Here is a 22,336-nt window from a genome sequence, read left to right as displayed (position 1 = left end):
CCGAACGCGATTCCTTGGCCTGACGGGCGAAATCCTCCCTGCTTCCCCAATGGCACGGAAAAGCCTATCTCGCCCCCCAAGACATTTTGAGGAGCGCTTCATGCGTATCGAGTTCGTTGCCGTCGACCGCGCCAATCCGCCGGCCGAAGGGGCCGTCGCCACCGCCATCATCGACGGCGGCAAGCTGTCGGCCGGGGCAGGCGACCTGGACAAGGCCACCAGCGGGGCCCTGGCCCGCGCGGTCGCCGCCGGCCGCTTCAAGGGCGCCAAGGGCGCTAGCCTGGAGCTGATTGCCCCGACCGGCCGCGAGAACGCCCGCATCACCCTGCTGGGCGTCGGCGACGGTCAATGGAACGCCGAGTCGGCCGAGACCTTCGGCGCCTCGGCCTATGCCGCGGTCAAAACCAGCGGCGCCGCGACCCTGACCCTGCTGCTGCCGGAAGCCAGCGGCGAGGAGGGGGCTCGCGCCGCCTTCGGCGCCACCCTGGCCAGCTACCGCTTCGACAAGTACCGGACCACCGAGAAGGCCGACAAGAAGCCGTCGATCGAGACCGTCAAGGTCGCCGTCGACGATCCGGCCGCCGCGCAGGCCACCTGGGGTGAGCTGAAGACCCTGGCCGAGGCCATCTTCTTCAGCCGGGATCTTGTTTCCGAGCCACCGAACGTGCTGCACCCGGAAAGCTACGCCCAGCGGATCAAGGCGCTGGAATCGATGGGCCTGGAGGTCGAGATCCTCGGCGAGGCCGAGATGGCCAAGCTGGGCATGGGCTCCCTGCTCGGGGTCGGCCAGGGCTCGATCCGCGACAGCCAGCTGGTCGTCATCCAATGGAGGGGCGGCGGCGACGCCCAGCCCATCGCCTTCGTCGGCAAGGGCGTGACCTTCGACACCGGCGGCATCTCGATCAAGCCGGCCGACGGCATGGAAGACATGAAGTGGGACATGGGCGGCTCGGCCGCCGTGGCCGGCCTGATGCACGCCGTCGCCGGCCGCAAGGCCAAGGCCAACGTCGTCGGTATCCTCGGCCTGGTCGAGAACATGCCCGACGGCAACGCCCAGCGTCCGGGCGACGTGGTCACCTCGATGTCGGGTCAGACCATCGAGATCATCAACACCGACGCCGAAGGCCGCCTCGTGCTGGCCGACGCCCTCTGGTACTGCCAGGACCGCTTCAAGCCGCAGTTCATGGTCGACCTGGCCACGCTGACCGGGGCGATCATCATCTCGCTGGGCAACGACGTCAGCGGCCTGTTCAGCAACAACGACGCGCTGTCGGAGAACCTGCTGGCCGCGTCCAAGGCCACGGGCGAGCAACTGTGGCGGATGCCGCTGCCGCCGGCCTACGAAAAGCAGATCGACAGCATGATCGCCGACGTGAAGAACACCGGCGGCCGCGCGGGCGGGTCGATCACCGCCGGCCTGTTCCTGCAGCGCTTCGTCAACAAGACGCCCTGGGCGCACCTGGATATCGCCGGGACCGCCTGGAAGAAGCCGTCGACGGACCCGACCATTCCGGACGGCGCCACGGGTTTCGGCGTGCGCCTGCTGAACCAGATGATTGCCGACAACTACGAGGGCTAGACCGCTGACCGCCACCGCCTGCGAGGTCTGGTTCTACCACCTGGAGCGTTCGACGCTCGATCAGGTGCTGCCTGAACTGTTGGCCAAGACCCTGCAGCGCGGCTGGCGGGCGCTGGTGCGCAGCACCGAGTCCGAGCGGCTGGATCAGATGGATACCTTCCTCTGGACCTTCCAGGAGGATGGCTTCCTGCCGCATGGCGTGAGCAATGAGCCGTTCGCGGATCATCAGCCGGTGCTGCTGACCACCGGCGAGGACAACCCGAACGGCGCCCAGGCGTTGTTCCTCATCGACGGCGCCCAGCCGGGCGATCTTGCCCCTTATGAGCGCTGTATCGTCCTGTTCGACGGTCGCGACGAGGAAGCGCTGGCCGGGGCGCGGGGGCTGTGGAAGTCTGTGAAGGCGCAGGGGTTGCCGGCTTCGTACTGGCGCCAGGGCGAACGCAAAGGTTGGGAAAAGCAGGCATGAAGACGTTGCGCGTAACAGTCTCGGTTCTCGGCCTGATGGCCCTGTTCGCCTGCGCCACGCCGGAGCCGGAGCCGGCCCCCGCGCCGCCGCCGCCCGCCCCGAAGGTCGAGGCGCCGCCGACGATGCCGGCCGAGGAGCCGAAGGACAGCTGCGGGGCCAAACCGCTGCAATACCTGGTCGGCAAGCCGAAGAGCGAGATTCCGGTGCCGGTCGACCCGACTAAGCGCCGCGTCACCTGCACGACCTGCGCGGTGACGATGGATTACAGCCCCGAGCGCCTGAACATCGTCTTCGACGTGGACACGGGCATCATCAAGGAAGTGAAGTGCGGCTAGCTCCGTCCCTCCCCGAATGGGGAGGGCAGGCCGAAGGCCGGGTGGGGCAGTGGGCAACCGCCGCCTCCGCCCCCTAACGCCTTGCCGCCGCGGTCTGTGGCCGACTTCCCCACCCGGCGCGCAACGCGCGCCTGCCCTCCCCATTCGGGGAGGGAGGTTAGCTCACCGCTTCGAGCGCTTCCGCGGCGGCCATCCAGGTGGCTTCGGCTTCATCGACCTGCGCCTGGATCTTCACGCGGCGCTTGCCGAGGTCGGCGGCAGCGGTGGGATCGCGGACGTAGATGTTGGGATCGCCCAGCTTCTCGTCGATCTCCGCCAGCTGCTTGGTCACCCGCGCCAGGGTTTCCTCCGCCGCCGTCAGCTTGCGCTTCAGCGGGCCGGCGGCTGCGCCCGGGTCACGGTTGGACGAGACCGGGCCCTTGTTGTTGACCGCCGGCTTGGGCGCCTCGCCCTTCACCTGCGTCGGGCTGCGGGCGGCCACACGGGCGCGGTCGAGGACGAACTTGGCATAGTCGTCCATGTCGCCGTCGAAGGGCTTCACCCCGCCGTCGGCGGCCAGCCACAGCCGGTCGGCGACCAGTTCCATCAAGGAGCGGTCGTGGGTGATCAGGATGACGGCGCCCTCGTAGTCGTTGAGGGCGTCGAGCAGGGCCCGGCGGCTGTCGATGTCGAGGTGGTTGGTCGGTTCGTCGAGGATCAACAGGTGCGGCGCTTCCATCGCCACCATGTTGAGCAGCAGGCGGGCGCGCTCGCCGCCGGACAGGTTGGCGACGGTGGTTTCGGCCTTTTCGTAGCCGATGCCCCACTGGGCCAGTTTCGAGCGCCGCTGCGACTCGCCGCTCTCGGGCAGGGCGCGGCGGATGATGTCCATCGGGGTGTCGACCGGGTCGAGGGCCTCGATCTGGTGCTGGTGGAACCAGCCGACCTTGATGCGGCGGTCGCGGTGCAGGTCGCCCGACTGGATGGGCAGGGCGCCGGCGATCATCTTGGCGAAGGTCGACTTGCCGGCCCCATTGACGCCGAGCAGGCCGATGCGGTCGTCGACGTCCATCCGCAGGTTGAGGTTCCTGAGGATCGGCGGGCCGCCGTAGCCGACGGTGGCGTTGTCCAGCCGCACCAGCGGCGGGGCCAGGGGCCGGGTCGGGGAGGGGATGGTGAAGGGGGCGGTGCGCTCCTCCAGGGTCATGGTCACCGGCGGCAGCTTCTGCAGCATCTTCAGGCGCGACTGGGCCTGCGTCGCCTTCGAGGCCTTGGCGCGGAAGCGGTCGACGAAGGCCTGCATATGGGCGCGCTTGGCTTCGATCTTGCCGCGCATGGCCTCGGCCAGGCGGGCCTTCTCGGCGCGCTGTTCCTCGAAACTGTCGTACCCGCCCGTATAAAGGTCGAGCTTTCCCTCGCGAACATGCAGGATGTAACCGACGGAATTATTGAGCAATTCCCGGTCGTGGCTGATGATCAGGGCGGTGTGCGGATACTTCTTCAGCCGCGCCTCGAGCCACAGGGCGCCTTCCAGGTCGAGGTAGTTGGTCGGTTCGTCGAGGAGGAGCAAGTCGGGCTGGCTGAACAGGGCGGCGGCCAGGGCGACGCGCATCCGCCAGCCGCCGGAAAACTCGGCCATCGGGCGGGCCAGGTCTTCGTTGCTGAAGCCCAGGCCCGACAGGATTTCCGAGGCGCGCGAGGGGGCGGAGTCGGCGTCGATCTCGATCAGCCGGGTCCAGATGTCGCCCATCTCCTCGGGATCGGCGGTTTCCAGCCGGGTCATCAGGCTGTGGCGTTCCTCGTCGGCCTCCAGAACCGTATCGAGCAGGGAGACCGGGGTCGCCGGATGTTCCTGGGCCACGGTGCCGATCCGGGCGTGCTTGGGGATCTTGATCTCGTCCTCGCCGCCGTGCAGCTCGCCGAGGATCAGCTTGAACAGGGTCGACTTGCCGATGCCGTTGCGGCCGACCAGACCGATCTTCCCTCCGGTCGGCAAGGTGACGCTCGCCTTGTCGAAGAAGCGTCTGCCCCAGGCGTTGAATGTGAGTTCGTTGATCTGGAGCATGAAACGCTTTGGGGGTGTTGGCGTAGGGGAGGGTCGCCGCTATAAGCCCGCGACCTCCCAAATCCCACCTCTTTGTAGGCTGAAAGAAAACTAGGCCATGACCGAACGCACCTTTTCCATCATCAAGCCGGACGCGACCGAGAAGAACCTGACCGGCGCCGTGAACGCCGTCATCGAGGCCGCCGGCCTGCGCATCGTCGCCCAGAAGCGCATCAAGCTGAGCCAGGCCCAGGCCGAAAAGTTCTACGAGATCCACAAGGAACGCCCGTTCTTCGGCGAGCTGGTCGAGTTCATGACCCGCGGCCCGGTGGTCGTGCAGGTCCTGGAAGGTGACAACGCCGTGGCCCGCTACCGCGAAGTCATGGGTGCCACCAACCCGGCCCAGGCCGCCGAAGGCACCATCCGCAAGCTCTACGCCGACAGCGTCGGCGAGAACTCGGTGCATGGTTCGGACAGCCTGGACAACGCCAAGATCGAGATCGCGCAGTTCTTCACCGACGACGAGATCGTCGGGTAAGCCAGTCGACGGTTCAAGGGATGGAGCCGGTGGGGCGACCCACCGGCTTTTTCTTTGCGCGTTAGTCGGACGCTAAAGTCCCTGTGGTTGTGTGCCGGCTCAAGACAGGCGGAGGCGGGCATGCGCTGGATAGCGATTTTCTTGGCGGCCGCGGCGTTGGCGGGCTGCGAGATGGCCGAGTTGGCCAGGAAGCCCGACGATCTGCGCTTGGCGGTCACCGCCTATCGCCAGGGCGACGTCGCCGCGCTGAACGCTCTGACCGCGTCCACGGAAGCCCAGGCCGATCTGGAGCTGGCGGCGGAAGGTGGCGACGATCCCTGCACCGACCAGGGCATTAAAGCTTCGAAGGCGGCAGCGGTGGCCTTCATCATCAAACGCATCAATCACCCGACCGTCGTCTCGATGTCGCCCGAGGCGCGCTATGTCTATCTCACGCGCCTCGGCAAGGGCGGCATTGCCGAGAGCGAGGTCCCGGCGACGATCCGTGTCTGCAAGAGCGAGCAGAGCAACGTCAAACTCGTGCGCGACATCATGACGGCGATGAGCGTCGCCAAGGTGATGCAGGCCGAGAGCGAGGCCTGGGCCGTCGCCTTGCAGGCCCAGTACGGCGCCGAGTACCAGCCGCGCATGCGCGCGGCGCGGATCACCCTGGCGCGGAACGGGGTCCTTGGCCGACACGAAGCTCGGGCTTGGGGCGCGCGATAAAGGCGCTGAGCGCCGCTGGGTAGAGGCGGTGCTCTTCGGCCAGAACGCGAGCGGCCAGGGAGGCGGGATCTTCGGCCGGCAGGATGCGGACGCTGGCCTGGGCGAGGACAGGTCCCTCGTCGACGCCGGTCGTGACCAGATGTACTGAACAGCCGGCTTCGGCGTCGCCCGCTTCGATGGCCCGGCGGTGGGTGTCCAGCCCCGGATACTTCGGCAGCAGTGAGGGGTGGATGTTCAGCATCCGGCCCTCCCACGCCCCGACCAGAAACGGCGTCATGATCCGCATGTAGCCGGCCAGCGCCACGTACTGGCAGTCGAATCGGCGCAGCGCCGCGTCGAGGGCATGCTCGTGCGCCTCGCGGTCCTTGCCGAACGGTGTTTGATCGACGGCCACGACGGGAACCCCGAGCGCCTCCGCCCGGGCCAATCCTGCCGCCCGCGGCCTGTTCGAAATCACCACCGCCACCTCATAGGGGCAGCCCGGCGCCCGCGCCGCCTGGATCAGGGCTTCCATGTTGGAGCCTGTTCCGGAGATCAGGATGCCAACACGGGCTTTGGTCATGCCTTGGCGAGCTCGCCGCAGACGAAGGCGTCCTCGCCGGCGTCGAGCAGGGCCATCAGCACCTCCGGCGCCTGGTCCTTGGCGACGATCAGCAGCAGGCCGATGCCGCAATTGAAGGTGCGGCGCAGTTCGTGGTCGTCGATGCCGCCCTCGCGCTGCAGCCAGTCGAACACCGGCGGCAGGGGCCAGGCGTTCCAGTCGAACCTGGCTTCGAGACCCTCGGCGATGGCGCGGGGCGGGTTTTCGATCAGGCCACCGCCGGTGATGTGGGCGACGCCCTTGACCTTGCCGGCCTTGAGCAGCGGGTGGACGCTCTTCACATAGATGCGGGTCGGGGCCATCAGGGCCTCGGCCAGGGTGCCGTCGCCAAACGGGCAGGGCGCGTCCCACGACAGGCCAGAACGCTCGACCACCTTGCGCACCAGCGAATAGCCATTGCTGTGCGGGCCGCTGGAGCCGAGGCCGATCAGCACGTCGCCGGGCCGTTGCTCGTCGAGACGCGGCAGGACGCCGTCGCGGTTCACGGCCCCGACCGTGAACCCGGCCAGGTCATAGTCGCCCTCGCTGTACATGCCCGGCATCTCGGCCGTCTCGCCGCCGACCAGGGCGCAGCCGGCCAGCTTGCAGCCCTCGGCGATGCCGGCCACCACGCTGGTCGCCGTCGCCACGTCCAGTTTGCCGGTGGCGTAGTAGTCGAGGAACAGCAGGGGCTCGGCGCCCTGGGCCAAGAGGTCGTTGACGCACATGGCCACCAGGTCGATGCCGACCTGGCCGTGCAGGCCGGTGTCGATGGCGATCTTCAGCTTGGTGCCGACGCCGTCGGTGGTGCTGACCAGCAGCGGATCGTCGTAGCCGGCCGCCTTGAGGTCGAACAGAGCGCCGAAACCGCCCAGGCCGCCGGACACGCCGGGGCGGTTGGTGGCTTTCGCCAAAGGCTTGATGGCTTCCACCAGGGCGGCGCCGGCATCGATGTCGACCCCTGCCTGCGCATAGGTCAGCCCGTTCTTGCGGTCGGTCATGGCGCCATCCAGGTCACGAGAAAACGAGAATCGAAACGGTGGGCGCTCAAAAACTTGCAGACTCGCCCGCGCGCGGGGCTATAGCTGCCGCATGACGCCTATTACAACCACCGCCGACCTGGCGGCGTTCTGCAATCAACTCAAGGGCCAGCCTTTCGTCGCCGTGGACACCGAGTTCATGCGCGAAACGACCTACTGGCCGATGTTGTGCCTGATCCAGGCCGCCGCGCCCAACGGGGCCGAAGCCTGCATCGATCCGCTGGCCGAGGGCATCGACCTGAGCCCCTTCCTGGACGTGCTGCGCGACACCTCGATCCAGAAGGTGTTCCATGCCGCCCGCCAGGACGTGGAAATCTTCAACAACCTGGGCGCCATGCCGAGGCCGTTGTTCGACACCCAGATCGCCGGCATGGCCGCGGGCTTCGGCGAGCAGATCGCCTATGACGCCCTGGTCCGCCAGATGCTGAAGATCGACCTCGACAAGTCGAGCCGCTTCACCGACTGGAGCCGCCGGCCGCTGAGCGACAACCAGCTGACCTACGCCATCGCCGACGTCACCCATCTGGCGCGCCTCTATCCGATGCTGCGCGGCAGCCTGGAGAAGGCCGGCCGCCTGGCCTGGGTCGAGGAGGAGATGGAGGCTCTGACCGATCCGGAGCTCTATGACGTCAATCCCGAGAACGCCTGGAAGCGCCTGCGCCCGCGCAAGCACTCGGCCAAGTACATGGCCGTCTTCAAGGCCGTGGCCGCCTGGCGCGAACGCACGGCCCAGAGCCGCGACCAGCCGCGTGGCCGGATCCTCAAGGATGACGCCATGGACGAACTGGCCGCCCAGGCCCCGACCGACGCGGCGGCAATGGACCGGCTGCGCGGTGTGCCCAAGGGCTTCTCGGGGTCGAAATTCGGCCCTGACCTGATGGCCGCCATCAAGGAAGCTCTGCGCGATCCGGAAGCCTACGCCCCGGTCGTCGAGCGGGAGAAGGCCAGCCACAACCCGGCCGCCGGCGCCGTGGTCGAGCTCCTGAAGGTGCTGCTCAAGGCGCGGGCCGAGGACGCCGGCGTGGCCTCGAAGCTGATCGCCACCGTCTCCGATCTGGAGAAGATCGCCAACGACGACAAGGCCGACGTCGGCGCCCTGACCGGCTGGCGCAAGGACGCCTTCGGGGCGGACGCCCTGAAGCTCAAGCGCGGCGAGCTGGCCCTGGTGCTGGACGGCACGCGGGTGCGGGTGGTCGAGGTGCGCAGGGCGCCGAAGCAGGCGGCGGCGGAGTAGTCTGCCGTCTCAGCGGTCTTCGAGGCCGTGGAGGATGCGGACGATCCGAACATCCGCTTCTTTCACTTCGTAGCGGATGACGTAGCCGCGTTTGCCGAAGGCGACATGGAGATGCCTCATCCCGAGGCCGGCCAAGTAGCCTCGGTGCGGAAACTGATCCAGTGATCGGATCGCGCCGACAATGGCTACAACGGCGCGGTGACCTGCGTCAGGGTTCTTCTCAAAAAGCCATGCTTCGAGCCTGTCGATGTCGTCCGCCGCTTCAGGCGTGACGACTATCCTCAAAGCTTTCGGACCTGCGGTCTCGGGAGTGGGCTTTCGGTTCCCCAAGACATCATCCACGCCTCGACCTCTTCCCACGGCACGCCCATACGTGTTCGTTGGAACTCATCGAGCGCTGCGCGATCCGCCTCCAGGTCAGGACCAATCCAGCCCGTGGTGATGTCCTCAGAGAAGCCGGAAAGACGCTTGGCAAGTTGCTCAGCGATGATCCGCACGGCAAGTTCCTCGAGTGTCACGCCCTCATCGGCGGCCATATCGCGCAGACGCCGTTCCAGGTCCTCGCTCAGCTTCAGTGTCAGTTCGCCGTCGACCATGTGCGAAGCCTAATCCCGATCCCGATTTCCCGCAAACCTTGCCAATCGCCCCGGAAAGGTGATTCACAGTCCCTCCAAGCAACCGCCTTTTGAGCGCTTCATGTCCAAGCCCCGCACGACCGCCATCATCTACGACTTCGACGGCACCCTGGCCCGGGGCAACATGCAGGAGACCAGTTTCATCCCGGCGCTGGGGATGACGCCCAAGGAATTCTGGAACGACACCGTCCGGCCACAGACCATCAAGTCCGACGGCGACGACATCCTGATGTACATGCAGCTGATGCTGCAGACGGCCCGCAAGGCCGGGCTGACCGTCACCCGCGAGATGCTGCAGGAACACGGTAAGGGCGTCCTGCTGTTCGATGGCCTGCGCGACAACAGCTGGTTCGAGCGGATCAATGCCTTCGGGGCCAACTACGGCCTCGACATCAAGCACTACATCCTCTCGTCGGGCCTGCAGGAGATGGTCGAGGGCTGCCCGATCTATCCGGCCTTCGAGCACGTCTTCGCCAGCCACTACGTCTACAACGACGAGGGCGAGGCCGAGTGGCCGGCGGTGGGCATCAACTACACCACCAAGACCCAGTACCTGTTCCGCATCAACAAGGGCGTGCACAACAACTGGGAGCACGAGAAGATCAACCGCTTCATGCCCGACGAGGACCGCCCCGTTCCGTTCGAGCGGATGATCTTCGTCGGCGACGGCGACACCGACGTGCCGACCATGAAGATGATGCACACCAAGGGCGGCCACTCGATCGCCGTCTACGACCCGCGCACCGAGCCGAACGACCAGACCAAGCTGCACCGGCTGATCGCCGAGGACCGGGTCAACTTCGTCGCCGCCGCCAACTACACCGACGGCAGCGCGCTGGACCTGATCGTCAAGGGCATCCTCGGCCGCATCGCCATCCATGAGGGGACGATGCCGGCCGACTAGTTCGCCCGGATCTCCACCTTCGCATCCAGGTGCCCGGCCAGGGTCGCCGCCCGGCGGCCGGTCTGTTCGCCGAGCAGCAGGTCGGCGCGTTCGGCGTCGGTGGTCAGCAGCAGGCGTTCGCCCTTCAGGCTGAGGCGGGTGTGGGCCAGGAGCACCGAGTCCCGGGCCGTCAGGTCGCAGCCCAGCCGGATCGCCGCCCCCAGGGCCCGGGCGCGCTTGCGGGCCTCGTCAGGCAGCAGGCGGGCGATGGTTGCCTGCTCGGGGGTGTTGTTGGAGCTGGTGTGGCGGCTGAAGGCGGCCATGGCCAGAAAGGCCCGCTCGGCGTGGTTCTGGCCGGCGACGGGCGCGCGCAGCACCTGCTCGAAGACCAGGTCGGCGCGGTGGTCGGGGTGGAGCTGGGCGCCGAGATCGGCCAGCCGGCAGGCGGCCGACAGCAGGACACCGTCGCGGCCCGGGAAGATCGGCGCCAGGGCGTCGAACACCGGGGCCAGCCAGGCCTCCAGGGTCGGCCCCAGGGTGGCGTCGGCGCCGGTGCGCACCGACAGGGCGGCGCAGCCCTCGACCAGGGGGTCGAGGGCCCGGGTCGGGGCGTCCATCGCCTCGAACAGCATGCCCTCGCGAACCCCGTAGGCCGACAGGACCACCGTCTGGATGTCCAACGCCAGGATCAGCCGTTCCAGCACCACGGCGGCGTGGGGCAGGGTCTCGGCCCGCTTCTTGGAGACCCCTTCGACAGCTTCCAGCGAGCGCCGCGACTGGCTGGCGACGAAGCGGCAGGCGTTCAGCGCCTCGGCCCGGCTCAGCTCGTACTGATGCACCACCCGCAGCGGATAGCCGGTCATATGCATGTGGATGAGGGCCAGGTTGCGCCAGGCCCCGCCGACCGCGTGGAAGGTGGTGGTGTGGAACCGCTCCAGGCCGCCGATACGCTCGTCGACCTCGCGCCGGCGGATTTCCGCATCATCGTCGGGGAAGGCGCCAAACGAAAACGGGCCCAGTGGCAGGGTGACCCCTTCGCCGGCTCCCTTCGGCCCGATCTGCGTCAGTTCCAGGCTGGCGCCGCCCAGGTCGCCGACCACGCCGTCGCCGGCCGGGGCGCCGGCCAGCACGCCCAGCGCCGCGTAGCGCGCCTCCTCGGCGCCGCTCAGCACCCGCAGGGTCAGGCCGGTCTCGGCCTGCACACGCTCGGCGAAGGTCGGCCCGTCGGCGGCCTCGCGAATGGCGGCGGTGGCGGCGGTGAACACCCGCTCGGGCGGCAGCCGCTCGATGACCATGCGGAACCGCTTGAGGGCGCTGAGGGCGCTGGCCGCGCCGTCTTCACTGAGCCGGCCGGTCTTCTTGAGATCGCGGCCGAGGCCGGCCAGCACCTTTTCGTTGAACACCGTCCACATCGAACGGCCCTCGACCCGGTACAGCACCAGGCGCACCGAGTTGGACCCGACGTCGACGACGGCCGCGTCGTGGCTAGCGTTCATTGTCGAGGTCCAGGGCGCCGGGCAGGTCGCGAACGTTGTGGCCCCGGCCCGACAGGCTGGGGTTGGTCATGAAATAGTCGTGGGCCGAGAAGGCCATGCGCTTGTTCCAGGCCGGATCGCGGGCGTAGCCGCCCTGGCTGTCCAGGACCCAGCTCTGGGCCTCGTCGTTGAGGTTGGCGACCATGATCTGGCTCAGCACCTGTTCGTGCACGGTCGGATTATCGACCGGCGTCAGGGCTTCAACGCGCCGGTCGAGGTTGCGGGGCATCCAGTCGGCGGAAGAGATGAACACCCGCGCCTTCTTGCTGGGCAGCACCTCGCCGTTGGCGAAGGCGGCGATGCGCGAATGCTCCAGGAACCGCCCGACGATCGACTTGACGCGGATGTTCTCCGACAGCCCGGCCACCCCCGGCTTCAGGCAGCAGATGCCGCGGATCACCAGGTCGATCGGCACGCCGGCCTGGCTGGCCCGATAGAGGGCGTCGATGAGTTCCGGATCGACGAGCGCATTCAGTTTGGCCCAGATGCCGCAGGGTTTGCCGGCCCGGGCGTTGTCGGCCTCGGCGGAAATCATGCCCAGCAGGTCCGGCTTCATGGTCTCGGGCGAGAAGCTCAGCTTCTCCAGCCGCTCGGGCCGGGCGTAGCCGGTGATGTAGTTGAACAGCCGGGCGCTGTCGCGGCCGAGCGCCGGGTCGGTCGTGAACAGCGACAGGTCGGTGTAAACCTTGGCCGTCACCGGGTGGTAGTTGCCGGTCCCGAAGTGGCAGTAGGTGCGCAGGGTCTCGCCTTCGCGGCGCACCACCAGGCTGAGCTTGGCGTGGGTCTTGTACTCCACGAAGCCGAACACGACGTGGACCCCGACCTTCTCCAGGTCCTTGGCCCAGCGCAGGTTGTTCTCCTCGTCGAACCGGGCCTTGATCTCGACCAGGGCGGTGACGTTCTTGCCGTTCTCGGCCGCCTCGATCAGGGCGGCGATGATCGGGCTGTCCTGGCTGGTGCGGTACAGGGTCTGCTTGATGGCCAGCACCTGCGGATCGCGGGCCGCCTGGCGGAGGAACTGGACGACCACGTCGAAGCTCTCGAACGGGTGGTGGACCAGGATGTCCTTCTCGCGGATGGCCGCGAAACAGTCGCCGGCGTGGTCGCGGATGCGTTCGGGGAAGCGGGCGACGAAGGGCGGGAACTTCAGGTCGGCGCGGTCCTTGGGGATCAGCTCCGACATGGCGGCCAGGCCCAGCTTGCCGTCGATCAGCACCACGTCGTCGGGCCGCGCGTCCAGGCCGTCGAGGATGAACTCGCGCAGGTCGTCGGGCATGGTGGTCTGGACCTTGACCCGCACCACCTCGCCCATGCGGCGGCGCTTCAGCTGGGTCTCGAACTCCAGGACCAGGTCCTCGGCCTCTTCCTCGATCTCGATGTCGCTGTCACGGATCACCCGGAAAAGGCCCCGGCCCTCGACCGTGTAGCCGGGGAACAGCTGGTCGAGAAACAGGATGATCAGGCTTTCCAGGGCGATGAACCGGCGCTCCTTGCGCCGCGCCGGGCTCGGCAGCTCCCAGAACCGCTTGACCTGCTGGGGCACCGGCACCAGGGCGAACAGCGGCTTGCCGTCTGCCCGCCGCATCTTCAGCCCCAGGCAGAAGCCGAGGTTGGGGATGAAGGGAAAGGGGTGGGCCGGGTCGATGGCCAGGGGGGTGAGCACCGGGAACAGCTTGTTCTGGAAAATCTCCTCGCAGCCCGGCCGGTCGACGGCGGTCACGTCGCGGGCGTCCAGCAGGCGCAGGCCCTCGTGACCCAGCTCGGCCCGCAGGGACCGCCAGATGCGCTGCTGGTCGTTCATCAGCTCGGCAGTGGCCGCGTTCAGCCGGTCCAGCTGTTCGAGGGGGTTTAGGCCATCCAGACTGACCTTGCGCACGCCCTCGCGCACCTGACCTTTGAGGCCGGCGACGCGGACCATGTAGAATTCGTCGAGGTTGTTGGCGCTGATCGACAGGAATCGCAGGCGCTCGAGCAGTGGGTGGCGGGGGTTCTCGGCCTCTTCCAGCACCCGCCTGTTGAAGGCCAGCCAGGAGAGTTCGCGGTTGAAGAACCGCTCCGGCGAGGCCAGCAGGGTCTCGTCGAGGCTGAGGTCCCGAAGGGCCGTCGGACTTCGGTGCGAAGAGCGGGCGGTCGCGGACTTGGGCATCGGGACTCTGTGAGAAGGCTGCGCCACCTTTGGCGCATGCCCGTGACAGATTCAACGGGTATAGGCGGGGGCGGTGATCGCCGGCTTAACGGTGCGCGCGCGATGAATGATCCGGGGACTGACGTGTTTTTCAGAGCCGTGCTGATGCTTGCCGTGATCGCCTGTCTGGGCGCCGCCCCGGCTATCCCGCCCATTGGATACACGATCTCGCCGGTGCTTGAGGGCGGCCGCCTGACCGCCCTGTCGGTCGTCATGGAGGCGGACGGGGACGAGGACGGCGAGACGCGGCTGATCCTGCCCTCCAGCGGAGTCGCCGACGGCGAGCCGGCGCCCTACCTTGGCGTGGTGCAGGTCACCGGCGGCGAGGCCCGTCCGCACGGCGCCTCGGTCCTGGTCGTCACCCATGAGCCGGGGGCCCGGCTGACGGTCCGCTACCGTCTCATGACCGGCTATGACGGCGATCCGCCCGGCCAGCCGTTCCGCCCGGTCGTCAGGCCCGACTGGTTTGTCGTCCATGGCGAGGCGGCCTTCGTCCTCATCCGCGAACGTCCGGACACCCCCGTCCGCCTGACCTGGTCCGGCATGCCCAAGGGATGGCTGGCCCGGTCGACCCTGAGACCGGTCGATACGGCGGACACCGTGGCCGACAGCATGCTCTTTGGCGGCGCCGGCTGGCGGCGCGAGACCCGGCCGATGGGCTCGGCCCGGCTCTCACTCTATTTCCGCGAGGCGGGCTGGCAGGTCTCGCCGGCCTTGGCGACCGACATGCTGGCCTCCACTCTGAAGGCCGACTTCGACTATTGGGGCGACCGGCCGCGCGATATGACCGTGCCCGTCATCCAGGTGTCCGGCGGCGATTTCGGCGGGCGCGGACTGGCCGGCGGCTTCTCCCTGTTCGCGGGCCCGGACGCCGACCTGCGCACCCTGCGCCGGATCGTGGCCCATGAGCATACCCACAGCTGGATCTCCCGCCAGGTCGGCGGCTTCCCGATGCAGGATGACAATCTCTCGGCCTGGTTCAACGAGGGGTTCACCGAGGCGGTGGCGGCCCGCGCCCTGCTGCGCTCGGGCCTCTGGTCGCTGGAGGACTTCGAGGCTGATCTCAACGAATCCCTGCTGCGCTATGGCCTGTCGCCGGCGGTCGAGGCCAGCAACCGGCGGCTGGCCGACGAGCGGTTCAGCGACTTCGACGTGGGCAAGATGCCCTACGACCGCGGCCGCCTGCTGGCCATCCTCTGGGACCGCCAGTTCCGCAAGGCGACGAATGGCAGGATGGGACTCGATGCCGTCCTCGCCGAGCAACGCCGTCTCGCCGCCGCCGATGAGGGCGGCGACCACACCGTTCCGGCCAACGAGCTGTTTCCGTGGGCGGCCCAGCAAGTGACGGGCATCGATCTGCAGCCGGACATCCGCCGGCGCGTGGACAACGGCGAGCGCATCGAACTGGCCGCCGATCTGTTCGGCGACTGCGGCCGCATCGTCGAGGTCCGCCAGCCGGCCTTCGAACGCGGCTTCGACCTGATTGGGACGCTGCGCAACAAGGGCCGGATCGTGGGCCTGGTCGCCAGTGGCCCAGCCGAGCGGGCCGGCCTGCGTGAGGGCGACCGCATCCGGATCAGCGAGGTTCCCTCCCGCGACAGCCAGACGCCGCTGACCTATCGCGTGGTGGACGATGCGAAGACGACGCTTCGGACCGTGACCTATCTGCCGGTCGGCGAGGGTGAGGTGCGGTTCCAGCGGTTCGCGCTGACCCGCGGGATGTCCCCGGCGGGGCGTCAGGCCTGCGTGGCCATGCTGAGCGGCTGAACCTAGACCTCCTCGAACAGGTCGCTGGTTTCCTCCAGCAGCTCCCGCGCCAGCGCCCGGTTGATGGCCCGGCCGCGCGAGGCCGCCGCCTCGTCCATCCTGGCCGCCAGGATGCGGGCCGCCGTCACGGACCGCTCCATGCGGGTCAGCAGGTAGGGATAGAGGTCATCGTCGGGCTTGATGTGGCGGGCCTTGAACAGGGCCTCCAGCACCGCCCGCAGCTGGGCGTCGTCCGGCGGGTCGATCTCGGCCACGGCCAGGGCGTTCAGCCGCGAGCGCAGGTCCGGCAGGCCGGCCGGCCAGGCCAGGGGCCGCTCGCGCCCGGTCAGCAGCACCGCCCGCCCGGCCTGGGCCTGGTTGAGGAGGTGGAACAGCGCCTCGTCCTGGCCCAGCAGGTCAGCGTCCTCGACCAGCACCGGCCCCGTGCCGTCGAGGCTGGGGACGCGGCCGGGGAACACCAGCTGGGCGCCGGCGGCGTCGGCCCAGGCCTGGGCCAGGTGGGTCTTGCCGCTGCCGGCCGGCCCGATCAGGGCCAGGGCGCCGCGCGGCAGGCTCGCCCAGTCGTCGAGCGCCAGCACCGCCGAACGGTTGGCGTCGGACAGCACGAAGGCGTCGCGCGTCCAGCTGGTCGCGGGCTCGAACGGCAGACGGAACTGGGCGGCGGTCACTGAAGGGTTCTAGCAACCGGCGAGGGGATGGTCACGGCCGGGCCGCAGGAGGGGCGGGGAGAACCGGCGGCGGGCTGTGGACAACGGGCATGGCGGGACGGCACAAGAGTCGGAATGCCGGCCGGATTCCTTCGCACTTTCGCCAAAGTCGCCACGATGGACGAGGCGCTGGCGGTCGCGCGGGCACTGCTGGCGGTGATCGGGCCCGCGGCGACCGTGCAGAGGGTGAAGGTCGAGCCCTACTACAAGGAAGAGGGCTGGATCGAGGTCACCCCCTCCTTCAGCGAGATCGATCTTCAGGCGGTCATGAGCCGGTTGGCGGACGACTGGGTTGAGGCCGGGGGGTGCTTCGTGTGGAACCCGGAGGCCCACTGGAACCGAGGGGAAGGGGTCTCTTTCGCGGTCCCGCACATCGTCTGGGCGCTGGTCGAAACCCTCGACTGAGACGCCGTTTGCCTTGACTTTCACAGGCCCACATGCGCCCTTCCGCGCCTCTCGAAATTCCGACTCCAAAGCCAAGATTCATGCACGCCTATCGCACCCATACCTGCGGCGCCCTGCGCGCCACCGACACCGGCGCCGCGGTGCGCCTGTCTGGCTGGATCCATCGCAAGCGCGACCATGGCGGCCTGCTGTTCATCGACCTGCGCGACCATTACGGCCTGACCCAGCTGGTCCTGCACCCGGGCACGCCCGGTTTCGACGTGGTCGAGCGGCTGCGAGCCGAGAGCGTCATCCGGGTCGACGGCGAAGTCGTCGCCCGCTCGCCCGAGACGGTAAACCCCGGCCTGGCCACCGGTGAAGTGGAAGTGCGGGTCTCCGCCGTCGAGGTGCTGTCGGAAGCGGCCGAACTGCCGCTGCCGGTGTTCGGCGAGCCCGACTATCCCGAGGAAATCCGCCTCAAGCACCGCTACCTCGACCTGCGCCGCGAGACGCTGCACAAGAACATCATCCTGCGCTCGAAGGTCATCGACAGCATCCGCAAGCGGATGGTCGGCCAGGGCTTCCTGGAGTACCAGACGCCGATCCTTACCGCCTCGTCGCCGGAAGGCGCGCGCGACTTTCTGGTGCCCTCGCGGCTGCACCCCAGCAAGTTCTACGCGCTGCCGCAGGCGCCGCAGCAGTTCAAGCAGCTGCTGATGGTCTCGGGCTTCGACCGCTACTTCCAGATCGCGCCCTGCTTCCGCGACGAGGACCTGCGCGCCGACCGCTCGCTGGAATTCTACCAGCTCGACGTCGAGATGAGCTTCGTGACGCAGGAAGACGTCTTCGCGGCCATCGAGCCGGTGATGCACGGCGTGTTCGAGGAGTTCGCCGACGGCAAGTCGGTGACGCCTTACCCGTTCCCGCGCATCCCCTACCGTGACTCCATCGCCTGGTATGGCAGCGACAAGCCCGACACCCGCAACCCGATCAAGATGTCGGACGTCTCGGAAAGCTTCCGCGGCGGCGGCTTTGGCCTGTTCGCCCGCATCCTGGAGACCGAGAAGAACGCCGTCTGGGCCGTGCCGGCGCCGGGCGGCGGCTCCAGAGCCTTCTGCGACCGCATGAACAGCTGGGCGCAGGGCGAAGGCCAGCCGGGCCTGGGCTACATCTTCTGGAGCGCCGACCAGAACGCCTGGGGCGGGCCGATCGCCAAGAACCTCGGCGAGGACAAGACCCAGGCGCTGATGACCAGCCTTGGCCTCGGTGAAGGCGACGCGGCCTTCTTCGTGGCCGGCGATCCGGGCGTCTTCTACAAGTTCGCCGGCTCGGCCCGCACGCGGGTGGGCACGGAGCTGAAGCTGATCGACGAGGGCCGGTTCGAGTTCTGCTGGATCGTCGACTTCCCGATGTTCGAATGGTCGGACGAGGAAAAGAAGGTCGACTTCAGCCACAACCCCTTCTCGATGCCGCAGGGCGAGCTGGAGGCGCTGGAGACCAAGAGCCCGCTCGACATCCTGGCCTACCAGTACGACATCGTCTGCAACGGCTACGAGCTGTGCTCGGGCGCGATCCGGAACCACAAGCCGGAGATCATGCTCAAGGCCTTCGAGATCGCCGGCTATGGCGCCGAGGTGGTCGAGGAGCAGTTCGGCGGCATGCTGAACGCCTTCCGCTACGGGGCCCCGCCGCACGGCGGCCTGGCGCCGGGCATCGACCGGATCGTCATGCTGCTGGCCGGCCAGACGGCCATCCGCGAAGTCATCGCCTTCCCGCTGAACCAGCAGGGGCAGGATCTGTTGATGAGCGCGCCGTCGGAAGTGTCGGATAAGCAATTGAAAGAACTGCACATCCGCCTGGCCCCGCCGCTCAAGGCGTAGTCCTCACCACCCGTCATCCTTCGGCCGCGCACCGCGCGGACCGGAGGACCCATGGCGGGCGGAGGAGCACCTGGAGGCGGCAAGCCGTCATCGACGGCCGCAGCACCATGACCCAGGCCGACATCGCCGAAGCGCTGGGCTATGCCGACCCGACCAGCTTCAGCCGGTCATGCCGTCGGTGGTTCGGGGCGGAAAGGCGGCGCTAGCGACGCGGCGGCTTGGGCTCGACGGGCGGGGCCGGCGGCTTGGGCGGGCTGGCCGCGTTGTTGATCACGATCATGCGGCGGCCCTTGCAGAGGCGCGGCGTCAGGCCGCTGGGCAGGCGGGTGGAGCTGTCGCCGCAGGCTTCGCTGACCTGGCGCTGGGTCAGGTTGCGGGCCCGGGAAAGGTCGGCGCCGTAGAGCACCGCGCCTCGAAGGTCGGCGTCGCGGAAGTCGGCGTTGTTGAACGTGGCCCGGGTCAGCACCGCGCCGTTGAGCTCGGCGTCCCGGAAGTTGGCGCCGCTGAAATTGCTGCCGATCAGGCTGGCGCCATTCATTTCGGCGTCGCGGAAGCTGGCGTTGCTGGCGTCGACCTTGGTCAGCATGGCGTGGGGCAGCTCGGCGCCCCGGAAGTTGGCGTTCACCAGCTTGGCGCCGGTGAAGTTGACGCCCGGCAGCTCGGCCCCTTCGAGGCTGGCCCGGTTGAAGTTGGCCTTGTGGAACACCGCCCCGGCGCCTTCGACGCCGTCGAGCTCGGCGCCGGTGAAATCGGCGTAGGAGAAGTTGGAGCCCATCATCTCGGCGCCGCTCAGGTCGGCATCGGCGAGGTGGGCGCCCTGGAAGTTGGAGCCGATGAAGCTGGCCCCGCGCATGTCGGCCCGGATCAGCACCGCGCCGCCGAAATCGGCGCCGGTGAAGCGGGCGTTGACCAGCTTCTTGCCGGACAGGTCGCAGTTGCGGCAGGCGCCGCCGAACGACAGCTGACGGGGGATGTCCTTCTCGTCCGGAATGACCCGGGCCTCGGCCACGCCAGCGGCGGCGGCCATGAGGGTGAAGGCGGAAAGGGCGACTGCGAGCTTGTTCATCGAGGGTCAGTGTGTGACCCACGCCCGGCAACAGCGCCACTTAATTCGCGGTAAGGATTGGGCTTTTGCCCGTTCTGGGTCAGCAGCGGGGGATGCGCAGGCCCCTGGGGAGCTGGGTTGCCTCATCGCCGCAGGCCCCATCGAGCTGACGCTGGGTCAAGCCGACGGCACGGTCCATCTCGGCGCCGGAGAACACCGCCCCGGTCAGGGTGGCGCCGCTGAAGTTGGCGCCCTGCAGGTAGCTGCCGACGAAGTTGGCGTTGGTCAGGTTGGCGCCGGCGAAGCTGGCCCCGCCGAACACGGCGGCCGAGGCGTCGACGTCGCGCAGGTCGGCCCCGGCGAAGCTGGCCCGGTTCATGACCACGGCGGTCAGGGTGGCCTGGCGCAGGCGGGCCTTGCGGAAGTTGAGGCCGGGTCGCTCCATGCCCATCAGGTCGGCCTGGAACAGGTTGCAGCCGGGGCAGCTGGCCCCGCCGCGCACCCGCGCGATCTGGCCGGCGTTCTGGGCGGTCGCGGGGCCGGCGAGGGCGGCGGCCGCGAGGATGAGCAGGGCGAGGCGTTTCATGGGCCGCAAACCTGGCATGGCAGGGGTCTTTGTTCGGTTAATGCGCGGAAGGCTTATCGAAGCGGACGTTCATTATAGCATTTCGAGGTTTGGGTAGGCGAAAAACGTCAATATATTCAATTGGAAAGACGTGGTGGTGGCGGCGGGAAAAGGTCGGGATGGCGTTATGGAAGTGTTGTGGTCGGATGGGGAAACCATGGGGGAAGCATGGGTGATGGAGCAGGGTGAGTCGTCGCCGCCCGCCGTCGGGGCCGCGAGGGTCTCGAAAGCCGTCGGAATTTTCCCTGGGTAGAATTGTTCAGGACGAGGCGTTCTGCTCGACGACCACGCCGCAGGTGTCGCAGACGCCGCTGAACACCGACTGGTCGCCGCAGCTGGGACAGACGCTGGCGGCGCGGGGGTTGTCGATCATCAGCTCGCCGGGGCGTTTGCCGAAGGGCAGGAAGACCAGGTTGTCGGGGGCGGCCCCGCGACTGAAGCCCTTGGAGATGAAGCGGCTGGCCGGTTGCGGTTCGGCTTCATAGGCGAGCGCGTCGTCGGCCTTGCCGCGGCCCAGGCCGTCGGCGTTGAGTTCCTCGCCATCGGCGTTGGAGAGGTCGTTTCGGCCGAGGTAGCTGACGCCCAGTTCGCGGAAGACGTAGTCGAGGATGGAGGTGGCGCTGCGGATGGTGTCGTTGCCGGTCACCGGGCCGGCGGGCTCGAAGCGGGTGAAGACGAAGGCGTCGACGAACTCCTCGAGCGGCACGCCGTATTGCAGGCCGATGGAGATGGCGATGGCGAAGTTGTTCATCACACTGCGGAAGGCGGCGCCCTCCTTGTGCATGTCGATGAAGATCTCACCGAGTTCGCCGTCGTCGTACTCGCCGGTGTGGAGGTAGACCTTGTGGCCGCCGACGGCCGCCTTCTGGATATAGCCCTTGCGGCGGTCGGGCAGCTTGCGGCGGGTGCGGTCGCGCTCGACGACCCGCTCGATGATGCGTTCCTGGGCCGGGGCGGCGCGGGGCGCTTCGGGGGCGGCTTCCTCGGGGATGGCGAGATGGAAGGCCAGCGGGGCTGATGCGCGGTCCAGGCGCAGGGCGCGGACGCCGGCGGCCAGGGCCTGGGCCTGCAGCAGGGCGGCCTCGGACGGCAGGGCGGTGAAGCTGAGCGGCAGGCGCAGCGGGCCGGCGTGGCCGCAGGCGTCCTCAATGGCGGCGTGCAGGGCCAGGCGGGCGGCGAAGGGCTGGTCGGGGTCGAGGATGGCCCGGGCGGCGGGGGAGAGGTCGGTGGCTTGGTCGAGGCTGGCTGAGCCGAGGACATAGGCGTTGGCCTCGGCGATCTGGCGGTCGGTGAAACCGGCCAGGCCCAGGGTGTCGAAGCCGGACTGGCTGAGGGCCTCGGGATCGGCGCCGAGGATGTCGCGCAGGAAGCCTTCGCCGACGACCAGGGGGCTGAAGGCGTCGCGCAGGTCGCTGACCAGCGGCAGGACGGCCTGGACGGACTCGGTCTCCAGCACCGTGAAGCCGAGGGCGGCCAGCGAGGCGGTGTTGATGTGCGGCGCCTCGGCGAAGTCGCGATGGCCGAGCAGGGCCAGGCGCAGGGCGTCAGGGTCTTCGCCCAGGTAGGCCAGGGCGTCGAGGGCCGGTTCGGCGATGACACGGACGGTCTCGCCGTCCTGCGTCTCGGCCAGGGTCAGCGGGCCGGACCAGGGGGCGGCGGCCATGGCGGCGGCGCCCAGGCGCAGCTGCAGGGCGGCGTCTTCCAACGGGGCGACGTCGGCCAGGCCGCGGGCGGCGGAGGCGGCGCGGCTCCAGAGGTCGGCGGTGAGGTCGCGGGCCTCGTCGCTGTCGTAGGCCAGGCCCCGGGCGACGATCAGGGCGGCGGTGTTGGCCAGGGTGACGGTGGCCGGTGCGTCCGGGCCGGCGTCGAGGCGGACGGCGGCAGCCAGCAGGCGGGCGGCGGCCTCGAAGCCCGGCATGTCGAAGGCGCGGCCGTCCTGGAAGGCGATGAGGTCGAGGGCGGCGACGGGGCCGGCGGCGCGGGCCGACAGGGCGGCGGCGTCCTCGGCGGTCAGGGCCAGGGTGGCGGCGCCGGTGCGCCAGCCCAGCGCCGCCAACTCGCGCTCCCGGCCGGTGTGGGCGCCTTCGGCGGCCTGCAGGATGACGGCGGGGCGGTGGGCCGGCTCGGCGGCCGGCAGGGCGGCGGAGAGGCCGCAGAGGCCGGCGCCGATGGCGTCGCTGATGGCGGCGT

Annotated in this window: 21 protein-coding genes; 10 read left to right on the top strand and 11 right to left on the bottom strand. The window is 68.7% G+C overall.

Features of this window, described 5'->3' with window-relative positions:
- The first annotated feature begins 100 nt into the window (after positions 1 to 100).
- Genes AC1RSK_RS15890 through AC1RSK_RS15880 form a run of 3 tightly spaced genes read left to right on the top strand, consistent with a single transcriptional unit; the run spans position 101 to position 2,380 of the window.
- On the top strand, positions 101 to 1,579 hold the full coding sequence (locus tag AC1RSK_RS15890; RefSeq protein WP_492908556.1) for a leucyl aminopeptidase: 1,479 nt from the start codon (positions 101 to 103) through the stop codon (positions 1,577 to 1,579).
- Between the two features lie 4 nt (positions 1,580 to 1,583).
- Positions 1,584 to 2,045, top strand: coding sequence for a DNA polymerase III subunit chi (locus AC1RSK_RS15885; protein WP_492908715.1), 462 nt, complete (start codon positions 1,584 to 1,586; stop codon positions 2,043 to 2,045).
- Entirely contained in the window at positions 2,042 to 2,380 is a 339-nt protein-coding gene (locus tag AC1RSK_RS15880; RefSeq protein WP_492908555.1) for an I78 family peptidase inhibitor, read from the top strand. The genes AC1RSK_RS15885 and AC1RSK_RS15880 overlap by 4 nt, the downstream gene beginning before the upstream one ends.
- Before the next feature lie 157 nt (positions 2,381 to 2,537).
- On the opposite strand, the gene AC1RSK_RS15875 is transcribed toward AC1RSK_RS15880, so the two are convergent.
- Entirely contained in the window at positions 2,538 to 4,424 is a 1,887-nt protein-coding gene (locus AC1RSK_RS15875) for an ABC-F family ATP-binding cassette domain-containing protein (protein WP_492908554.1), read from the bottom strand.
- A gap of 97 nt (positions 4,425 to 4,521) precedes the next feature.
- Between AC1RSK_RS15875 and ndk the strand changes: the two genes are divergently transcribed.
- A complete protein-coding gene (ndk, locus tag AC1RSK_RS15870) occupies positions 4,522 to 4,941 on the top strand; it encodes a nucleoside-diphosphate kinase (protein ID WP_492908553.1) in 420 nt (139 codons plus the stop codon).
- Positions 4,942 to 5,061: 120 nt separating this feature from the next.
- Entirely contained in the window at positions 5,062 to 5,646 is a 585-nt protein-coding gene (locus tag AC1RSK_RS15865) for a hypothetical protein (protein ID WP_492908552.1), read from the top strand.
- Here AC1RSK_RS15865 and purN read toward each other — a convergent pair.
- Complete coding sequence (gene purN, locus AC1RSK_RS15860) at positions 5,585 to 6,208, bottom strand: phosphoribosylglycinamide formyltransferase (protein ID WP_492908551.1); 624 nt, start codon at positions 6,206 to 6,208, stop codon at positions 5,585 to 5,587. The two genes, AC1RSK_RS15865 and purN, sit on opposite strands and share 62 nt — an antisense overlap.
- Positions 6,205 to 7,227 (bottom strand): phosphoribosylformylglycinamidine cyclo-ligase, encoded by a 1,023-nt coding sequence (purM, locus tag AC1RSK_RS15855; protein WP_492908550.1) that lies wholly within the window; start codon positions 7,225 to 7,227, stop codon positions 6,205 to 6,207. The genes purN and purM overlap by 4 nt, the downstream gene beginning before the upstream one ends.
- Before the next feature lie 91 nt (positions 7,228 to 7,318).
- On the opposite strand from purM, the gene rnd reads away from it, so the two are divergent.
- Positions 7,319 to 8,500 carry a ribonuclease D gene (rnd, locus tag AC1RSK_RS15850; protein WP_492908549.1) on the top strand — a complete coding sequence of 394 codons (1,182 nt, stop codon included), beginning with the start codon at positions 7,319 to 7,321 and terminating at the stop codon, positions 8,498 to 8,500.
- 9 nt (positions 8,501 to 8,509) lie between these two features.
- On the opposite strand, the gene AC1RSK_RS15845 is transcribed toward rnd, so the two are convergent.
- Together AC1RSK_RS15845 and AC1RSK_RS15840 are read right to left on the bottom strand one after the other, a co-directional pair.
- Positions 8,510 to 8,842 carry a type II toxin-antitoxin system RelE/ParE family toxin gene (locus tag AC1RSK_RS15845; protein ID WP_492908548.1) on the bottom strand — a complete coding sequence of 111 codons (333 nt, stop codon included), beginning with the start codon at positions 8,840 to 8,842 and terminating at the stop codon, positions 8,510 to 8,512.
- Entirely contained in the window at positions 8,782 to 9,096 is a 315-nt protein-coding gene (locus AC1RSK_RS15840; RefSeq protein ID WP_492908547.1) for a hypothetical protein, read from the bottom strand. Before AC1RSK_RS15840 ends, AC1RSK_RS15845 begins: the two co-directional genes overlap by 61 nt.
- 100 nt (positions 9,097 to 9,196) lie before the next feature.
- On the opposite strand from AC1RSK_RS15840, the gene AC1RSK_RS15835 reads away from it, so the two are divergent.
- Positions 9,197 to 10,039: an HAD family hydrolase gene (locus AC1RSK_RS15835; RefSeq protein ID WP_492908546.1), complete on the top strand. Its 843-nt coding sequence runs from the start codon at positions 9,197 to 9,199 to the stop codon at positions 10,037 to 10,039.
- Here AC1RSK_RS15835 and AC1RSK_RS15830 read toward each other — a convergent pair.
- On the bottom strand, positions 10,036 to 11,514 hold the full coding sequence (locus AC1RSK_RS15830) for a Ppx/GppA phosphatase family protein (protein ID WP_492908545.1): 1,479 nt from the start codon (positions 11,512 to 11,514) through the stop codon (positions 10,036 to 10,038). The two genes, AC1RSK_RS15835 and AC1RSK_RS15830, sit on opposite strands and share 4 nt — an antisense overlap.
- Complete coding sequence (locus AC1RSK_RS15825; RefSeq protein WP_492908544.1) at positions 11,504 to 13,699, bottom strand: RNA degradosome polyphosphate kinase; 2,196 nt, start codon at positions 13,697 to 13,699, stop codon at positions 11,504 to 11,506. The genes AC1RSK_RS15830 and AC1RSK_RS15825 overlap by 11 nt, the downstream gene beginning before the upstream one ends.
- A 123-nt stretch (positions 13,700 to 13,822) precedes the next feature.
- Between AC1RSK_RS15825 and AC1RSK_RS15820 the strand changes: the two genes are divergently transcribed.
- A complete protein-coding gene (locus AC1RSK_RS15820; protein ID WP_492908543.1) occupies positions 13,823 to 15,505 on the top strand; it encodes a M61 family metallopeptidase in 1,683 nt (560 codons plus the stop codon).
- A 2-nt stretch (positions 15,506 to 15,507) separates the two neighbouring features.
- Here the strand turns inward: AC1RSK_RS15820 and AC1RSK_RS15815 are convergent, their stop codons facing one another.
- Positions 15,508 to 16,173, bottom strand: a complete 666-nt coding sequence (locus AC1RSK_RS15815; RefSeq protein WP_492908542.1) for a P-loop NTPase family protein — start codon at positions 16,171 to 16,173, stop codon at positions 15,508 to 15,510.
- Between the two features lie 114 nt (positions 16,174 to 16,287).
- Here AC1RSK_RS15815 and AC1RSK_RS15810 point away from each other — a divergent pair, with 114 nt between their 5' ends.
- Together AC1RSK_RS15810 and aspS are read left to right on the top strand one after the other, a co-directional pair.
- Positions 16,288 to 16,617, top strand: coding sequence for a hypothetical protein (locus AC1RSK_RS15810; protein WP_492908541.1), 330 nt, complete (start codon positions 16,288 to 16,290; stop codon positions 16,615 to 16,617).
- Between the two features lie 80 nt (positions 16,618 to 16,697).
- Complete coding sequence (gene aspS / locus AC1RSK_RS15805; protein WP_492908540.1) at positions 16,698 to 18,476, top strand: aspartate--tRNA ligase; 1,779 nt, start codon at positions 16,698 to 16,700, stop codon at positions 18,474 to 18,476.
- A gap of 202 nt (positions 18,477 to 18,678) precedes the next feature.
- On the opposite strand, the gene AC1RSK_RS15800 is transcribed toward aspS, so the two are convergent.
- From AC1RSK_RS15800 to AC1RSK_RS15790, 3 genes are all read right to left on the bottom strand, one after another.
- Positions 18,679 to 19,542, bottom strand: coding sequence for a pentapeptide repeat-containing protein (locus AC1RSK_RS15800; protein WP_492908539.1), 864 nt, complete (start codon positions 19,540 to 19,542; stop codon positions 18,679 to 18,681).
- 79 nt (positions 19,543 to 19,621) lie between these two features.
- Positions 19,622 to 20,107, bottom strand: a complete 486-nt coding sequence (locus AC1RSK_RS15795) for a pentapeptide repeat-containing protein (protein WP_492908538.1) — start codon at positions 20,105 to 20,107, stop codon at positions 19,622 to 19,624.
- A gap of 298 nt (positions 20,108 to 20,405) precedes the next feature.
- Positions 20,406 to 22,336, bottom strand: a 1,931-nt coding sequence (locus tag AC1RSK_RS15790; RefSeq protein WP_492908537.1) for a TSCPD domain-containing protein, incomplete at its 5' end; no start/stop codon positions are given.

The sequence above is a fragment of the Caulobacter sp. GW821-FHT11A05 genome (assembly GCF_058809015.1).
Note: the sequence above shows the minus strand (reverse complement) of the source record. Positions and strands in the feature narration are given on the sequence as shown.

What these genes read in the sequence shown, in the direction of transcription:
- AC1RSK_RS15875 (WP_492908554.1), bottom strand. Translation starts at nt 4,424, where the DNA reads ATGCTCCAGATCAACGAACTCACATTCAACGCCTGGGGCAGACGCTTC.
- purN (WP_492908551.1), bottom strand. Translation starts at nt 6,208, where the DNA reads ATGACCAAAGCCCGTGTTGGCATCCTGATCTCCGGAACAGGCTCCAAC.
- AC1RSK_RS15835 (WP_492908546.1), top strand. Translation starts at nt 9,197, where the DNA reads ATGTCCAAGCCCCGCACGACCGCCATCATCTACGACTTCGACGGCACC.
- ndk (WP_492908553.1), top strand. Translation starts at nt 4,522, where the DNA reads ATGACCGAACGCACCTTTTCCATCATCAAGCCGGACGCGACCGAGAAG.
- AC1RSK_RS15825 (WP_492908544.1), bottom strand. Translation starts at nt 13,699, where the DNA reads ATGCCCAAGTCCGCGACCGCCCGCTCTTCGCACCGAAGTCCGACGGCC.
- AC1RSK_RS15890 (WP_492908556.1), top strand. Translation starts at nt 101, where the DNA reads ATGCGTATCGAGTTCGTTGCCGTCGACCGCGCCAATCCGCCGGCCGAA.
- AC1RSK_RS15810 (WP_492908541.1), top strand. Translation starts at nt 16,288, where the DNA reads ATGCCGGCCGGATTCCTTCGCACTTTCGCCAAAGTCGCCACGATGGAC.
- AC1RSK_RS15865 (WP_492908552.1), top strand. Translation starts at nt 5,062, where the DNA reads ATGCGCTGGATAGCGATTTTCTTGGCGGCCGCGGCGTTGGCGGGCTGC.
- rnd (WP_492908549.1), top strand. Translation starts at nt 7,319, where the DNA reads ATGACGCCTATTACAACCACCGCCGACCTGGCGGCGTTCTGCAATCAA.
- AC1RSK_RS15830 (WP_492908545.1), bottom strand. Translation starts at nt 11,514, where the DNA reads ATGAACGCTAGCCACGACGCGGCCGTCGTCGACGTCGGGTCCAACTCG.
- aspS (WP_492908540.1), top strand. Translation starts at nt 16,698, where the DNA reads ATGCACGCCTATCGCACCCATACCTGCGGCGCCCTGCGCGCCACCGAC.
- AC1RSK_RS15800 (WP_492908539.1), bottom strand. Translation starts at nt 19,542, where the DNA reads ATGAACAAGCTCGCAGTCGCCCTTTCCGCCTTCACCCTCATGGCCGCC.
- purM (WP_492908550.1), bottom strand. Translation starts at nt 7,227, where the DNA reads ATGACCGACCGCAAGAACGGGCTGACCTATGCGCAGGCAGGGGTCGAC.
- AC1RSK_RS15795 (WP_492908538.1), bottom strand. Translation starts at nt 20,107, where the DNA reads ATGAAACGCCTCGCCCTGCTCATCCTCGCGGCCGCCGCCCTCGCCGGC.
- AC1RSK_RS15840 (WP_492908547.1), bottom strand. Translation starts at nt 9,096, where the DNA reads ATGGTCGACGGCGAACTGACACTGAAGCTGAGCGAGGACCTGGAACGG.
- AC1RSK_RS15880 (WP_492908555.1), top strand. Translation starts at nt 2,042, where the DNA reads ATGAAGACGTTGCGCGTAACAGTCTCGGTTCTCGGCCTGATGGCCCTG.